Annotated in this window: 13 protein-coding genes; 7 read left to right on the top strand and 6 right to left on the bottom strand. The window is 57.4% G+C overall.

The window, feature by feature from the left end; genetic code table 11:
* Positions 1 to 299: 299 nt before the first annotated feature.
* On the bottom strand, positions 300 to 1,877 hold the full coding sequence (locus tag I9188_RS16525) for a DUF5928 domain-containing protein (protein ID WP_209507257.1): 1,578 nt from the start codon (positions 1,875 to 1,877) through the stop codon (positions 300 to 302).
* Between the two features lie 143 nt (positions 1,878 to 2,020).
* Between I9188_RS16525 and I9188_RS16520 the strand changes: the two genes are divergently transcribed.
* On the top strand, positions 2,021 to 2,839 hold the full coding sequence (locus I9188_RS16520) for a sulfotransferase family protein (protein WP_209507256.1): 819 nt from the start codon (positions 2,021 to 2,023) through the stop codon (positions 2,837 to 2,839).
* A 128-nt stretch (positions 2,840 to 2,967) separates the two neighbouring features.
* Here the strand turns inward: I9188_RS16520 and ilvD are convergent, their stop codons facing one another.
* A complete protein-coding gene (ilvD, locus tag I9188_RS16515) occupies positions 2,968 to 4,800 on the bottom strand; it encodes a dihydroxy-acid dehydratase (RefSeq protein ID WP_209507255.1) in 1,833 nt (610 codons plus the stop codon).
* Between the two features lie 108 nt (positions 4,801 to 4,908).
* On the opposite strand from ilvD, the gene I9188_RS16510 reads away from it, so the two are divergent.
* The 4 genes from I9188_RS16510 to I9188_RS16495 all read left to right on the top strand — a co-directional run bounded on the left by I9188_RS16510 (position 4,909) and on the right by I9188_RS16495 (position 7,870).
* On the top strand, positions 4,909 to 5,469 hold the full coding sequence (locus tag I9188_RS16510; RefSeq protein ID WP_209507254.1) for an XRE family transcriptional regulator: 561 nt from the start codon (positions 4,909 to 4,911) through the stop codon (positions 5,467 to 5,469).
* Positions 5,469 to 5,738 carry a hypothetical protein gene (locus I9188_RS16505; RefSeq protein ID WP_209507253.1) on the top strand — a complete coding sequence of 90 codons (270 nt, stop codon included), beginning with the start codon at positions 5,469 to 5,471 and terminating at the stop codon, positions 5,736 to 5,738. The genes I9188_RS16510 and I9188_RS16505 overlap by 1 nt, the downstream gene beginning before the upstream one ends.
* 93 nt (positions 5,739 to 5,831) lie before the next feature.
* Positions 5,832 to 6,686 (top strand): 3-mercaptopyruvate sulfurtransferase, encoded by an 855-nt coding sequence (sseA, locus tag I9188_RS16500; protein WP_209507252.1) that lies wholly within the window; start codon positions 5,832 to 5,834, stop codon positions 6,684 to 6,686.
* On the top strand, positions 6,686 to 7,870 hold the full coding sequence (locus tag I9188_RS16495; RefSeq protein ID WP_209507251.1) for an amino acid aminotransferase: 1,185 nt from the start codon (positions 6,686 to 6,688) through the stop codon (positions 7,868 to 7,870). Before sseA ends, I9188_RS16495 begins: the two co-directional genes overlap by 1 nt.
* A gap of 71 nt (positions 7,871 to 7,941) precedes the next feature.
* On the opposite strand, the gene I9188_RS16490 is transcribed toward I9188_RS16495, so the two are convergent.
* The gene (locus tag I9188_RS16490) at positions 7,942 to 9,267 is read right to left on the bottom strand and encodes an ammonium transporter (protein ID WP_209507250.1); all 1,326 of its coding nucleotides are present in this window, start codon (positions 9,265 to 9,267) and stop codon (positions 7,942 to 7,944) included.
* A 33-nt stretch (positions 9,268 to 9,300) separates the two neighbouring features.
* Positions 9,301 to 9,639, bottom strand: a complete 339-nt coding sequence (locus tag I9188_RS16485; protein ID WP_209507249.1) for a P-II family nitrogen regulator — start codon at positions 9,637 to 9,639, stop codon at positions 9,301 to 9,303.
* Between the two features lie 260 nt (positions 9,640 to 9,899).
* On the opposite strand from I9188_RS16485, the gene I9188_RS16480 reads away from it, so the two are divergent.
* Positions 9,900 to 12,074, top strand: a complete 2,175-nt coding sequence (locus tag I9188_RS16480; RefSeq protein ID WP_209507248.1) for a PBP1A family penicillin-binding protein — start codon at positions 9,900 to 9,902, stop codon at positions 12,072 to 12,074.
* Between the two features lie 74 nt (positions 12,075 to 12,148).
* Here the strand turns inward: I9188_RS16480 and leuB are convergent, their stop codons facing one another.
* Positions 12,149 to 13,252, bottom strand: a complete 1,104-nt coding sequence (leuB, locus tag I9188_RS16475) for a 3-isopropylmalate dehydrogenase (RefSeq protein ID WP_209507247.1) — start codon at positions 13,250 to 13,252, stop codon at positions 12,149 to 12,151.
* Between the two features lie 91 nt (positions 13,253 to 13,343).
* Between leuB and I9188_RS16470 the strand changes: the two genes are divergently transcribed.
* Positions 13,344 to 13,871, top strand: a complete 528-nt coding sequence (locus I9188_RS16470) for a redoxin domain-containing protein (protein ID WP_209507246.1) — start codon at positions 13,344 to 13,346, stop codon at positions 13,869 to 13,871.
* 3 nt (positions 13,872 to 13,874) lie between these two features.
* Here I9188_RS16470 and I9188_RS16465 read toward each other — a convergent pair whose 3' ends face one another.
* Positions 13,875 to 14,768, bottom strand: coding sequence for a LysR family transcriptional regulator (locus tag I9188_RS16465; protein ID WP_209507245.1), 894 nt, complete (start codon positions 14,766 to 14,768; stop codon positions 13,875 to 13,877).
* Between the last annotated feature and the right edge of the window lie 52 nt (positions 14,769 to 14,820).

Below are 14,820 nucleotides of genomic sequence, written 5' to 3'. Positions count from 1 at the left end.
GAAGTTGCGTTTCAAATGTCTAAGTGCGGCCAGCCGGGGCTTTGGGTTTTTCGATGTATACCCGTCATTCTGAGTTTAGGTCGGGCCCGGTTTTGCCTGTCACTGGCCAGGGCCGGCCTGCCAAAGTAAAAAGCATAAGCAAATTGGCCCAATTGGCTGCACAGTATCCGATTTTTGAATAAAAATCACGATGGCAGTGATGTTGGGTTTTAGGCCATCCTCTCCGACAGGCAAATATGCGGTGGACCCTACGCACCGAAGGGGCCGGAAAGCTGTCGGATTTCAGGCTGATCTGCCGTTTAGTCGGCGAACAGGTAGTCCAGCCGCATCACCGCGCTGGCCTTTTCTTCGTCCACCCCTAGAAACTCGGAAATGACAGCTACGTTTTCGGCGCGCTGGGCGGTTTCCCGCAGTCGCAGGTAATTGTCCAAACCGGCGGCGCGGATTTGTTGGGACTCGTAACTCAGATCGTTGCGAAGTGTCGGCAGCAGACGGGAAACAGTCTCAACCGGGCTGTTTTCCCCCGCCAATCCGACGCGGCGCGCATGTCCGATCAGGTATTCGTCCGAGTATTCGCATTCGATCTCAAGCACATGGGTTTTGGCCTGATCACCGCAGAAATCCTGAACAACGTCCAGGTTGGCCGGGTCGAGGCACAGAACCAACTGGTCTGATCCGAAACTTTCGAAAAGCATTCGTACAACGGCCCGCCGATGGCGCGAGCGCTTAGTCAGCGTCGTCTCAATACCGCCCAGATCAGGCAGTTGGGTATCCTCTTCGTTAAACAAGTATTCGACGCAAGGGATATCTGTTTCAGACGCGATCTGATCGACCAGCCTTTTGGCAACATGCCACTTCTTGCTGACGATCACGAACAGCTCTCGGTCAGGGCCCAGAACACTTTCGGCCTCCCAGAAACGTTGCCCGAACCGGCGCCCGATGCGCCCCCGGCCAGCCAGAAACGCATACAGGCTGCGCCCCTCGTTCGAGATGGGAAAGTCGATGCCCTCGCTCGCGTAAAGTGAGCCGAGACGCTCTTTCAGCTCATGTGCCTCTGGGCTGATCTTGCGGGCAAACAAATAGTCCTGACCCAGAAGCATGTCATAGTGATCGTTGTAGAACGTGACGGGCATTCCATAATCCGAAAACATCAGAAATGTCGGTGTACGGTTTTCGATTTCGCCCTTCGGGATCAGGTGACGAACCAGCGTTTGAAAGAAGGTTTCATCGGGTATCCAGGTGGTCGAAAAAAACCGGATTATGTCCCTACGCTGCTGCAGAAGATCCAGGATCATCTCGACCGTTCGGCGGCGAAGACACCACCATTGGCTGCCAATCATCACCTGAAGGTCTTCGGGAATTTTGCGCGTCAACCCAAAACGCTTCTGCGTTTCATAGGCGGTGTAGAATAGTTTGGGCTGGGCTCGTTCATTGAAATAATGGCGATAGATTAGCCGGTCTTCTTTCATGCCGGTCTTGATCCAGTCGCTTTCGAAAAAGTCGTGGCTTTCAATGAAATCCTTGTCGTGATTATCCAGAAACCGATGGGTGTATTCTGCCGTTTTGATCGCCATGCAATCACCGGACAGCATATAAAAATGCGTGGCGCGTGGGAAGGTTTCGACAGCAGCCTGCAGCGCGTTCAGCGTGGCCTGCACCAGCGACCACTCTCCCCAGCCGCATTTGATGCGCCTTTTTGCAAAGGTCACGTTCGGATTTTGAGCCAGCGCGGAACGGATGCGCCCGTAAGCTTCGGGGCTGGCGCTGGCGTCAAAGTGGATCGCCATGCAATCGCCCGCAGCAGTCAGCTGTTCAGCCTGTGCAATGATTGCATCAGGGTCCTTATGGCACAACAATATATAGGCAATCTTAGCCATCGAGGTTAGGTAATTTCCGTTTCTGCCCGGTTTCAACCGTGATACTGAGGATGAGCGATTGAATAAACAGAATAATTTTGGTTCCTTGTTATCAAAAGCTGGCATATCGGTTTGAGACCAGACCAGCGTAGGAGGCACAGCAGATGGGTTTTCCCGGTACCTGGATGACCGAGAGCGAAAGCATGGTGTACCGCGTCGTGCCCAAATGCGCCTGCTCGACCATTGGGCAGATCATGTATTATTCGGATCACGGCCAGTTCTTTGACGGCGATATCCATGACGCCAAGGATGGTATGCACAAATGGGCCTTTGATCAGAGCCAGGACCTGATTTCCAAAAATGTGCGCGATCACGCCTCGTATTCCTTTACCTGTGTGCGCAACCCGTACACGCGTATTCTGAGCTCGTTTTTCGACAAGATCTGCGGGATCCAGCGTAACGGCAAACGGTATCGTGGCAATCTGGTGCCAACGCTGATCTACAATTACGGGATCGAAGTGGGCGGAGACGATGGCAAGGGAGAGTTTGACCAGATCGCCAGCTTTCGCCGGTTCCTGTTGTTTGCGCGTGATACCATCCGCTGGCGACGCCCGATGGACCCGGATATTCACTGGTCAGCCATGTCTGGTCATGTGTCGACCTTCATCGTGAACGGCGGTCATTATGATCGGATCTTCTGGACCGAAGCGTTCAACGATGGGATGCAGGGGGTTCTGGATAATACCAAGCTGAAGCATTCAGTTTCGCTGTCCGAAATACCCCGATTCAACGAATCCGAAGGCCATGGACCCAAGCGCGCACATCCGGTTGAGGACTATTTCGACGACCTGTCGATGCATCTGGTCTATGAAATCTACAAGCAGGATTTCGAGTTGTTCAAATACGATTTCGAAAACCCGGCAAACAAGATGCCGATTGGCGAAATCGATCTGGACGAAATTCACGCCAAGCTGGGCGATTGATCTTAAGGCAGGATGCCCCATCCATCGTAAACGTTTCTTGCGAAACACCTGCTCTGGTTGGGTCCGAGAGCGCCTGTGGATGATCGGCTTACCGGTCCGCCACGTCAGCAGACCGGTAATGCATAGGTTTAGACCTGACGCACGGCTCCTTTTGCCGCGCTGGTGGTCAGCTTGGCATAGGCCTTAAGCGCAGTAGACACCTTGCGTTTGCGCGGCGCAGCAGGCACCCAGCCCTTTGCGTCCTGTGCTTCGCGCCGGGCGGCGAGCTCTTCATCTGAGACGGCCAGATGGATCGAGCGGTTGGGGATGTCGATTTCAATTGTGTCGCCATTCTGGACCAAACCAATCTCACCGCCTTCGGCCGCCTCGGGCGAGACATGGCCGATCGACAGACCGGACGTGCCGCCCGAAAACCGCCCGTCGGTCAGCAAGGCGCAGGCTTTGCCAAGCCCCTTCGATTTCAGGTAGGATGTCGGGTACAGCATTTCCTGCATCCCCGGACCGCCACGCGGGCCTTCATAGCGGATCACCACAACATCGCCCTCTTTCACCTTGCCGGTCAGGATGTCGCTGACCGCCTGATCCTGGCTTTCGCATACATAAGCCGAGCCGGTGAATTGCAGGATATTGGCATCCACACCAGCGGTTTTCACGATACAGCCGTCACGTGCGATGTTGCCGAACAGAACCGCCAGACCGCCGTCCTGACTGAACGCGTATTCCTTGGACCGGATCACGCCACCCTTACGATCGGTGTCCAGTTCCTTGAACCGGTTCGACTGGCTGAACGCCTGTGTGGTGCGCACACCGCCGGGGGCGGCCTTGAACAGCTCCTGTGCCTTGGGGTTGTTGGCAATGGTGATGTCCCAGTTGGCAATCGCCTCTCCCATCGTGGCCGAATGCACGGTGCTGCATTCGTTGTGCAGCAGGCCCGCACGGCTGAGCTCACCCAGGATCGAGAAGATACCACCGGCACGGTGGACGTCTTCCATATGCACATTCTCGGTGTTCGGTGCGACTTTGCAGAGGCAGGGAACGCGACGGCTGAGGCGGTCCATATCGGCCATGGTGAAGTCAACCTCGCCCTCATGTGCGATGGCCAGCAGGTGCAGCACCGTGTTGGTTGATCCACCCATGGCGATATCAAGGCTCATGGCATTTTCGAATGCATCAAAGGTGGCAATCTCACGGGGCAGAAAGCCTTTTTCGTCCAGATCGTAATGGCGCTTGGTGATCTCGACGATGCGGCGGCCAGCCTCAAGGAACAGTTCTTTGCGGTCTGCGTGCGTCGCCAGAGTCGAGCCGTTACCCGGCAGGGCCAGACCCAACGCTTCGGCCAGACAGTTCATCGAGTTCGCAGTGAACATGCCCGAGCATGAACCGCAGGTGGGGCAGGCGTTTTCTTCGATGTGCTGAACCTGTTCGTCAGTGAACTTGTCATCTGCGGCGGCGACCATAGCGTCCACAAGGTCAATCTTCTTGGCTTCCAAGTCGGCGATGTCGATCTTGCCCGCTTCCATCGGACCGCCCGAGACGAAAATGGCCGGGATGTTCAGGCGCATGGCGGCCATCAGCATGCCGGGGGTGATCTTGTCGCAGTTCGAAATGCAGACCATAGCGTCCGCACAATGGGCGTTGACCATATATTCAACCGAATCCGCAATCACTTCGCGTGAGGGCAGCGAATACAGCATTCCGTCATGGCCCATCGCGATACCGTCATCCACGGCGATCGTGTTGAACTCTTTCGCCACACCACCTGCTGCTTCGACCTCGCGCGCGACCATCTGGCCCAGGTCCTTCAGATGCACGTGACCCGGCACAAACTGGGTGAACGAGTTGACGATGGCGATGATCGGTTTGCCGAAATCGTCGTCACCCATGCCTGTGGCCCGCCAAAGGCCACGTGCGCCAGCCATGTTGCGGCCATGGGTAGAGGTTCTGGATCGGTACAATGGCATGATGCTGTTTTCCCTGTTGCCTCGGGTTGCATAATTCGGGGTTCGTACGTTATAGCGCACGTAGCACATGTGCGTTATAACGTACAAGGTAAATCGCAGGGCGCGGGTATGGCTATGGACGACATTACGCTGAAATTACGGGATGTGCGGACAGCCTCGGGGTTGAGCCTGTCCAAAGTCGCCGAGATGACCGGGGTCAGCAAAGCCATGCTGGGTCAGATTGAGCGCGGCGAATCGAGCCCAACGATCGCCACGCTTTGGAAAATCGCCAAGGGTTTTCAAATACCGCTCAGCGGGCTGATCGACACGACGCTGGGCGATCCATCGGTCTTTCAGACCGTAACCTTTCCCGGCAGTATCGAGGTCAAGATCGTCTTTCCCTTCGATCCCGCGCTGGGTGCCGAAACCTTTCACGTGAACCTTGACGCAAACCAAAGCCACGAATCCCCGGCTCATGCCGCCGGGGTGACCGAGGAAGTGTTTGTCCTCAGCGGTACTTTGGAAATCCTGCGTGGCGAGGAATGGGTTCCCTTGCAGGCCGGGCAGGGGTTGCGCTTTGCTGCGGACCTGCCGCACGGATATCGCGCCGGTTCGCAGGGGGCTGCGTTTCTGAATATGCATCACTACGCCCAACACACAGAAACTCCTGAAATTGGTAAGGCACCTTAATGACTGCCATTTTTGACACTCTTACCATCGTGGATGCCATCGGCTCATTCGGGGCGCTGATCGTGGTGGCCGCGTATTTCGCGACGCAGATGCGGATGATGAATTCCGATGATCTGGCCTTTCCGGTGATCAACCTGCTGGGGTCTGTCCTGATCGTCTTTTCGCTGCTTGAGAATTTCAATCTGGCCTCGATGCTGATCGAAGGCTTCTGGATTGTGATCAGCATCATCGGCATCATCCAGCATTTCCGCCTGCGCAAGGCGCGATAAATCCAGACGTTCACAAGCGCTAGCGCTATCCAGCCTTGAACGCCCATGCCACGGGGTATAGGGAAACCCCAAGCTCGCTTAGGGGAGGCTTTGATGCTGGACGATCCGAAAACCCTCGTATCCACCGAATGGCTGGCCGCGCATATGAAAGACCCGGATCTGCGGATTCTGGATGGGTCGTGGTATTTGCCCGCGCAAAACCGTGATGCCAAGGCCGAATATGATGCCGGGCATATCCCCGGAGCACGGTTCTTCGATATTGATGAGATATCAGATCACCGTTCCGACCTGCCTCATATGGCGCCGCCGGTCGAAAAATTCATGTCACGACTGCGCGCCATGGGTGTCGGTGATGGTCATCAGGTTGTGGTTTACGATGGTGCCGGGCTGATGTCCGCAGCGCGCGTATGGTGGCTGTTCCGTCTTATGGGGCAGGAAAACATCGCGGTTCTGGATGGGGGGTTGCCAAAATGGCAGGCCGAGGGGCGCGAGATCGAGGATCTGCCTCCGGTCATTCGCGACCGCCACATGACTGTTCGCGTGCAAAACCAGCTTGTCCGGGACGTCACGCAAGTTTCCGCCGCCGCCAAGCTGGCAGATCACGAGATCATCGATGCCCGCTCGGCCGACCGGTTTGCCGGAACCGCACCCGAGCCGCGCGAAGGGCTGCGTTCGGGCCATATTCCCGGCTCGCGGAATGTGCCCTTTGGGCAGTTGTTGAACGCCAACGGAACAATGAAGTCGCCCGAGGACTGCCGCGCCATATTCGAGGCTGCAGGTGTCGATCTGTCGAAACCGGCGATCACCTCTTGCGGGTCTGGCGTCACGGCCGCGATTCTCAGCCTTGCGTTGGAACGCATGGGCAAGAAAGACCACTCGCTTTATGACGGCTCCTGGGCTGAATGGGGTGCCTTCCCGACCCTGCCCGTCGCAACCGGAGAGAACTGATGTTCGAGAACCTGAAACCGCAGCCCGCCGACAAGATTCTGGCGCTGATGCAGATGTACCGCGAAGACCCGCGCGATCAGAAGATCGATCTGGGTGTTGGTGTCTACAAGAATGCCGAAGGCGTGACGCCGGTGATGCGCGCGGTGAAAGCCGCCGAACAGCGCATCTGGGAAGAACAGGAAACAAAGGCCTATACCGGTCTGGCCGGTGATCCGGCCTATGCGGATGTGATGATCGGTTTGATTTTGGGTACTTCTGTGCCACGCGGCAATATCGCCGCAGTGGCGACACCCGGCGGCACCGGTGCCTGCCGTCAGGCGTTCGAGTTGATCCGGATGGCGAACCCTTCGGCACGTGTGTTTGTGTCGAACCCGACCTGGCCCAACCATCTGTCGATCCTGAATTATCTGGGGATGGAAACGGTTCAGTATCGTTACTTCGATGAAGACACTCGGGGCGTCGATTTCGATGGGATGATCGCAGACCTGAAAACTGCCAAAGCGGGTGACGTGGTTTTGCTGCATGGCTGCTGCCACAATCCGACCGGTGCCAATCTGAATATGGTGCAATGGCAGGAGGTCGTGAACCTGATCAATGCGCTGAGCCTCGTTGCGATGATCGACATTGCTTATCAGGGCTTTGGTGACGGTCTGGAAGAGGATGCGCAAGGCGTGCGACTGGTGGCCTCATCGGTAAAGGAATGTCTGATTGCGGCGTCATGTTCGAAAAACTTCGGCGTCTATCGTGAGCGCACCGGGTTGCTGATGACCGTCAGTGACAACGCGGCTGAAACGGCGTTGAATCAGGCCACTCTGGCGTTTTTGAATCGCCAAAACTACTCCTTCCCGCCGGATCACGGCGCGCGCGTGGTGACGACCATTCTTATGGATGAGGCGTTGCGGGCAGACTGGGCAACTGAGCTGGAAGAGGTTCGCCTGTCCATGCTGGGCCTGCGCCAGCAACTGGCTGACGAGTTGCAGCGTCTGGCCGGATCCGACCGGTTTGGGTTCATCGCCCAGCACCGCGGCATGTTCTCGCGCTTGGGTGCGGCCCCGGAACTGGTCGAGAAACTGCGCGTTGAACACGGTATCTACATGGTCGGCGACAGTCGCCTGAACATTGCCGGGCTGAACGCAGCGACTGTGCCGATTTTGGCCAAAGCAATAGTGGATGTTGGGGTGTAGACGCAGACGCGACATTTGAAACGAAAACCCGGGCGCGAACGCCCGGGTTTTTTGTCAGGTGAAGGCAAGGCTTAGCCTTTCGAGAATTCGGGGTATGCTTCCATTCCCAGTTCAGCCATGTCGAGGCCGTTGATCTCATCCTCTTCGCTGACACGGATGCCGACGGTGGATTTCAGGATCGTCCACAGGATCAGTGCGCCGACAAAGGTGAAAACGCCGTATGCGACGATGCCCAGAAGCTGCGAGCCCAGGCTCGCGTCACCGTAGAAAATGACGGCGATGGTGCCCCAGATGCCACAGAACAGGTGAACCGGGATGGCACCGACAACATCATCGATCTTGAACTTGTCCAGCATCGGGACCGCGAAGACCACGATGATACCACCCACGGCGCCGATCCACAGGGCACCGAACAGGGTCGGGGCCAGCGGCTCGGCCGTGATCGAGACCAGACCGGCCAGTGCGCCGTTCAGCACCATCGTCAGGTCAGGCTTCCTGTACAGAACCTGGGTCAGGATCAGCGCTGCAACCGAGCCCGAAGCCGCGGCCATGTTGGTGTTGGCAAAGATGCGTGACACGTCCGATACATCGCCCACGGTTCCCATCGCCAGCTGCGAGCCGCCGTTGAATCCGAACCAACCCAGCCACAGGATGAACGTTCCCAGGGTCGCCAACGCCAGGTTAGAGCCGGGCATCGGGTGAACTTTGTCATCTTTGTACTTGCCGATCCGCGGGCCTAGGATAAGGGCCCCTGCCAGCGCAGCCCAGCCACCGACCGAGTGTACGATGGTCGAACCAGCAAAGTCCGAGAAGCCCTTGGCATCCAGCCAGCCGCCGCCCCATTTCCATGAACCGGAAATCGGGTACATGATGCCTGTCAGCACGATGACGAAGATCAGGAAAGGCCAAAGCTTGATCCGTTCCGCCACGGCGCCCGACACGATGGACGCAGTCGCGGCCACGAACACAAGCTGGAAGAAGAAGTCTGAACCGACCGAAGCATAGTCCAGTGCCGCATCCGCCGGCGCAACACCAACCGCATCAAGCGTTGTGGTCGAAAAGAACGGGCCAAGCCAGCCCGTGATGGACCAGCCGTCGCCTGGATACATCAGGTTGAATCCGATCAGCCAGTACATGATTGCGGCAAATGAAAACAATGCCACGTTCTTGATCATCTGCATGGCAACGTTCTTGGATCGCACCAGACCGCCTTCCAGCATGGCAAAACCTGCAGCCATGAAGAAAACAAGAAAGCCCGCCATCAGAAACAGAAGCGTGGTAAAGATATACTGGGTGTGCTGTGCCGCTTCGCCGGTTGCGGCGGCCTCTTGCGCAAGACCCATCTGCGGCAGCGCAACAATGGCGGCGGCAGGGATGAGAGATTTCATCAGGTTCATTGTCAGTCCTCGAATGATTGTGAGTGGGCGCGCTTACAGCGCGTCCTCGTTGGTTTCCCCGGTACGCACACGCATCGCCTGTTCGACATCGAGGACAAAAATCTTGCCGTCACCGATCTTGCCGGTTTTGGCGGTTTTGGTGATGGTCTCGACGATCTGGTCGGCCATTGTCGCAGGCACCACGATCTCAAGCTTGATCTTGGGCACGAAGTTCACCGCATATTCGGCCCCACGATAGATTTCGGTGTGACCGGACTGCGAGCCGAAGCCCTTGATTTCGGTCACCATCATGCCGCGCACGCCAGCCTCGGTCAGTGCTTCGCGCACCTCCTCCAGCTTGAACGGCTTGATTGTCGCAATGATCAGTTTCACGTCTTTCCCCTCTGATTGTCCGGTGGGACCGGTTTTGTTTGCGCCTGCAGAAAAAAAGCGCGCCGCGGCGCAGTAAGAAACGCTTTCGGGGCCAAAACCTGTCGGAAAATAATGCGAAGTTGCACAATTTTTGCACAACGCAGCCATTGCGACTAATAATTGAGCACTATAGAGAGGGGAAATTCCGGAAAATCGGACCTCTACATACCGTGGTTGTCGAGGTATGGTGACCAAAAAGTATAACCGGGCAGAGTTTGAGCATGACTGAGTCCAAGCGCCGCAAGCCGACATTGGTCGCGGATAGACGGTACCCTTCAAAGGGCCGAAAACCGGCGGCGACCAAAAGCACGGCGGGCAAAAAATCGACGGCGCGCAAAACGGCCACGCGCAAAACCACACGCAGGAAAACCCGCACGTCATCAGGGGGCAAAGGCGGTGGTATCTTTCGCCGTTTGTTCCGATGGATCTGGCGGCTGATCTGGGGCTTGACCTGGCGTGTAGGTGCGATTTCGGCCATGCTGCTCGCGCTGGCGGTGGGTATCGTTTATGCAACCTTGCCGGATGTGGATGCCTTGCTGGATGGGCGCGCGCGGGGTTCCGTGACTTTGCTGGATCGTGACGGCAAGGTCTTTGCCTGGCGTGGCGATCAGTTTGGTGGCGTGATCACGGCCGATACCGTGTCTCCGCATCTCAAGAACGCAGTCATCGCAACCGAAGACAAGCGATTTTACCGGCATTTCGGGGTCAGCCCGCGTGGCGTCGCCAGCGCGGTCAGCATCAACCTGAGCGAAGGCCGCGGGCCTTTGTCAGGGCATGGCGGGTCCACCATCACGCAACAGACCGCGAAATTGCTGTGTTTGGGTGTTCCCTATGATCCCAGTGATTGGGAATCCGAGGCCGCATATGAGGCCGACTGCCGTCAGGGTTCCTTGTGGCGCAAGGCCAAGGAAGCCGTCTATGCGCTCGCAATGGAGGTGAAATACTCCAAGGACGAGGTTTTGACGATCTACCTGAACCGCGCTTTTCTTGGCGCAGGCGCGCGTGGGTTCGAAGCCGCAAGCCAGCGCTACTTTGGAAAATCTGCCGCCGAGGTTTCGCCCGCAGAGGCCGCGATGCTGGCTGGACTGCTGGTTGCGCCTACACGCTATGCACCGACCAACAACCTGCAACGGTCTCAGGATCGGGCACGGCTGGTGATCGGCCTGATGGAGGATCAGGGGTATCTGACCGCCGCACAGGCCAGCGAAGCGCGTGCGCGACCGGCGCAATTGTCTGAAGCGGCAGCTGCCCGAGCGGGCGGCTATTTCGCAGATTGGGTTGTTTCGGAACTTCCCAGTTATTTCGGCGATAACACAACCGAAGATGTTGTGATCCAAACGACTTTGGATCAGCGGATTCAGCGATCGGCGGAAGAGGCTTTGCAATTCATCTTTCAGGAAAAGGTGCGCGAAGGCTCCAAGGCGCAGGCGGCCATCGTAGTCATGTCCGCGGACGGCGCGGTAAGGGCGATGGTCGGGGGGCGCGAAACACGGGTTGCCGGTGTGTTCAACCGGGCCACCATCGCCAAACGTCAAACCGGTTCGTCCTTCAAACCTTTTGTCTACGCTACCGCGTTGGAACTCGGCTATTCCCCGCTGGATACGGTGATGGATGAACCTTACTGCGTGGACATTCCCGGGTCCGGCCAATGGTGCCCCAAGAACTATACCAACAAGTATTACGGGCGCGTGTCATTGGCGGATGCTTTGAAGAACTCACTGAACATTCCGGCGGTGAAAGTTGCCGAGATTTCGGGCTTGGATAACGTCCGCACCGTGGCCAGTGGTTTTGGGATTGCCAGCGATCTGGCGCAAGGTCCGGCCTTGGCGCTGGGTGCGTCGGAAAGCACGCTGATTGAGATGACGGGGGCTTATGCAGGTATTCTGAACGGCGGCTCTGCCGTTGAACCTTATGGCCTGACCGAGCTGAAGCTGCTGGGGGATGAAGCACCTGTCATGGTTACGACGACCGGTATTGGTGAGAGGGTCGTTAATGAGACGGCAGCCAAACAGTTGACCTGGATGATGGAACGTGTGGTGTCCGAAGGCACAGGTGGCCGGGCCAAGTTGCCCGGCTGGCAGGTGGCGGGCAAAACGGGCACGACCCAGGCCGCGCGCGACGCATGGTTCATCGGGTTTACTGCGGATTACGTAACCGGTGTTTGGATGGGCTATGACGACAACACGCCCCTATCTGGTGTGACCGGCGGCGGTTTGCCCGCGGAAATCTGGAGAGAAACCATGCTGCGTGTCACCGAAGGGATGACACCCACCCCCTTGCCGATGATCGCACCAGCACCGCCAGTTCAGGTCGCGCAGCCACAACCGGGTCGAAAGCGCGGTGGTTTTGCCGAGGACATCAACAATCTGCTGAGGAATATATTTGGCGGCAACTAGAATCTTCTTTGATGGGAATACCAAAAAGGCGGTGCACTGGGCGCCGCCTTTTGTCATTTCGCCGATTGCGTGTTTCAGACGCTGGCGTCCAAGGCCGCAAGGATCGCGTCGCCCATTTCAGTGGTTGATACGGGCTGAACGCCCTCATCTGCAAGCAGGTCGCCGGTGCGTACACCATCGGCCAGTACTTTCTCGATCGCGGCCTCAAGACGATCCGCTTCTTCGCCCTGATCAAAGCTATAGCGCAGGGCCATGGCAAAGCTGAGGATACAGGCGATCGGGTTGGCTTTGCCCTGACCCGCGATATCCGGAGCCGAGCCGTGGACGGGCTCATACATTGCCTTGGGCCGACCATTGGCCATCGGCGCGCCCAGAGAGGCCGAAGGCAACATGCCCAGCGACCCGGTCAACATCGCGGCGCAGTCCGACAGGATGTCACCGAACAGGTTGTCGGTCAGGATCACATCAAACTGTTTCGGTGCGCGCACAAGCTGCATCGCGCCGTTGTCGGCGTACATATGGCTCAGCTCAACTTCGGGGTAGTCCGCAGCGACGCGGGTGACGACTTCGCGCCACAGGATGCCCGATTCCATGACGTTGGCTTTTTCCATCGAGCACAACTTTTTATTGCGGCGCATTGCCAGTTCAAAAGCCGAGCGCGCGGCGCGTTCGATCTCGGATTCGGTGTAACGCTGGGTGTTGATGCCGACGCGTTCGTTGCCTTCCTCGAAGATGCCGCGCGGCTCACCGAAATAGACGCCCGACGTCAGTTCGCGGACGATCATGATATCCAGACCGGCAACGATGTCTTTCTTCAGCGACGAGAAATCGGCAAGCGCGTCAAAGCACTGGGCCGGGCGCAGGTTCGAATACAGGTCCATTTCCTTGCGCAGGCGCAGCAAACCACGCTCGGGTTTCAGGCTGAAATCCAGATCGTCGTATTTAGGACCGCCGACAGCGCCCAGCAGAACCGCGTCAACCTCTTGCGCCTTTGCCATGGTCTCATCGGACAGAGGCTTGCCGTGGGCGTCATAAGCGGCACCGCCCACCAGATCCTCGCTCACGTCAAATTGAAGACCGCGATTGGCACCGAACCAATCGATGATTCTGCGCACTTCGGCCATAACTTCTGGGCCAATTCCGTCTCCGGGCAGGATGAGGAGCGAGGGGTTGGGCATGAAGGGTCTCCTTGCGTTTTGTTGCACAGGCCCTAGCGTCTGCGCAGCATCGGGTCAATGAGACAGACCTGTCAGAACACAAGGAAAACACATGCTGACACCTGGAAATCGGGTTCCTGCGCTAAAAATCGAAACTGTTGCCCATGGCAGCTTCGATCTTGACGTGGACAAAGGCGAAAACGGGGCGCTGGTAATTCAATATCGCGGGCTGCATTGCCCGATTTGCATCAAGCAGATGGCCGAGGTAGAGGCGGCGCTGGACGATTTCACGGCGCTGGGTGTCGAGGTTATCATGATCACCACCGATACCGCCGAACGTGCCGCTGAAACCGCCGAAAAAGCCGGAGCGTCGCGCTTGCGTGTGGGTCACAGCTTTCCCCTGTCTGCTGCGCGGGAGGGTTGGGGTCTTAACATCTCGACCAAGCGCGAAGGCAGCGCCGAACCGGATCTGTTCGCCGAGCCGGGGCATTTCTACATCGCACCTGACCGGACGCTTTATTTTGCGTGGCAACAGACCACGCCTTTTGGACGTCCGTCGATGTCTGATATCGCGGGTGGTCTGAAGTTCACTTTGGGCAATAACTACCCGGCGCGCGGAACTTATACCGGCCCGCTTTGACGCTCAAAGAGCGGCTTTGAGCCCTTCTGCCAACAAATCCCAGACCCTGCGGATACGTGGGGTCTGGCGCATCGCCTGCGGTGCAGCCAACCACACGGGTAGAACCGGGATTTCAACATCCAGTGGCAAGATTTCGACATCCGGGTCGGCTTCGGCCATCTGGACCTGGCTGAAGCCAATGCCGCATCCCGCGCGGATCAGTTCCCAATAGGCGCTTTGCAGATCGCAGCGGGTCGCAAAACTATCGCGACTTGCGGGCCATCCTTTTTCGCGCATGGCCTTGATGATTTCCTGATTGGCGTCAAAACCCACAAGGTCGTGGGAAAAAAGTTCCTTGGGTGTTGTAGGGCGCCCCTTACGATCAAGATAGGACTTGGCCGCGCAAAAGCATAGTGGCACCTCCCCCAGATATCGCGAGATGATATCCATCTGCGCGGGGCGATACATGCGAACGGCAATATCCGCCTCGCGGTACAGCAGGTTTTCCGTGGTGTCAGTGGCGACCAGCTCAAGTTGAATGGCGGGTTCCTGCCTTCGGATATTCGCCAGAATCGGTGGCAGCAAGTGATGCGAAGCGAAGACCGAAGCGGTGATGCGGACCGAGCCTTCAAGCTGTTGCGACTGCCCCGCGGCAGTAAGGCTGAAGGCAGTCATGGCGCTGTGCATTTGCTGCGCCATCGGCAAGAGCTGGGAACCTGCCACGCTCAGTTTCAGGCCACGCGCGTGCCGGTCGAACAAGGATACGCCCAGTTCGGCCTCAAGGCTTTGTACTTGCCGTCCCAATGTGGGCTGGCTGCGATCAAGGTGCCGTGCAGCGGCAGACAGAGACCCGGTTTCGGCCACGGCCAGAAAGCTTTGGATCAGAGACCAATCCGCATGTGTCAGTGCTTTATCCATTCAAAAATGAATACACATTCTGCATTTCGCGGCAATTCAATACGTACATTGA

Origin of the sequence: Ruegeria sp. HKCCSA071 (assembly GCF_017872555.1) — a bacterium.
GTDB lineage: Bacteria > Pseudomonadota > Alphaproteobacteria > Rhodobacterales > Rhodobacteraceae > Ruegeria.
This window is presented reverse-complemented; position numbering and strand designations above follow the sequence as displayed.

Excerpts from the sequence above, each read along its gene's own strand:
- I9188_RS16490 (WP_209507250.1), bottom strand. The coding sequence starts at position 9,267 with ATGAACCTGATGAAATCTCTCATCCCTGCCGCCGCCATTGTTGCGCTG.
- I9188_RS16480 (WP_209507248.1), top strand. The coding sequence starts at position 9,900 with ATGACTGAGTCCAAGCGCCGCAAGCCGACATTGGTCGCGGATAGACGG.
- I9188_RS16495 (WP_209507251.1), top strand. The coding sequence starts at position 6,686 with ATGTTCGAGAACCTGAAACCGCAGCCCGCCGACAAGATTCTGGCGCTG.
- leuB (WP_209507247.1), bottom strand. The coding sequence starts at position 13,252 with ATGCCCAACCCCTCGCTCCTCATCCTGCCCGGAGACGGAATTGGCCCA.
- I9188_RS16470 (WP_209507246.1), top strand. The coding sequence starts at position 13,344 with ATGCTGACACCTGGAAATCGGGTTCCTGCGCTAAAAATCGAAACTGTT.
- I9188_RS16520 (WP_209507256.1), top strand. The coding sequence starts at position 2,021 with ATGGGTTTTCCCGGTACCTGGATGACCGAGAGCGAAAGCATGGTGTAC.
- I9188_RS16525 (WP_209507257.1), bottom strand. The coding sequence starts at position 1,877 with ATGGCTAAGATTGCCTATATATTGTTGTGCCATAAGGACCCTGATGCA.
- I9188_RS16465 (WP_209507245.1), bottom strand. The coding sequence starts at position 14,768 with ATGGATAAAGCACTGACACATGCGGATTGGTCTCTGATCCAAAGCTTT.
- I9188_RS16505 (WP_209507253.1), top strand. The coding sequence starts at position 5,469 with ATGACTGCCATTTTTGACACTCTTACCATCGTGGATGCCATCGGCTCA.
- I9188_RS16510 (WP_209507254.1), top strand. The coding sequence starts at position 4,909 with ATGGCTATGGACGACATTACGCTGAAATTACGGGATGTGCGGACAGCC.
- ilvD (WP_209507255.1), bottom strand. The coding sequence starts at position 4,800 with ATGCCATTGTACCGATCCAGAACCTCTACCCATGGCCGCAACATGGCT.
- sseA (WP_209507252.1), top strand. The coding sequence starts at position 5,832 with ATGCTGGACGATCCGAAAACCCTCGTATCCACCGAATGGCTGGCCGCG.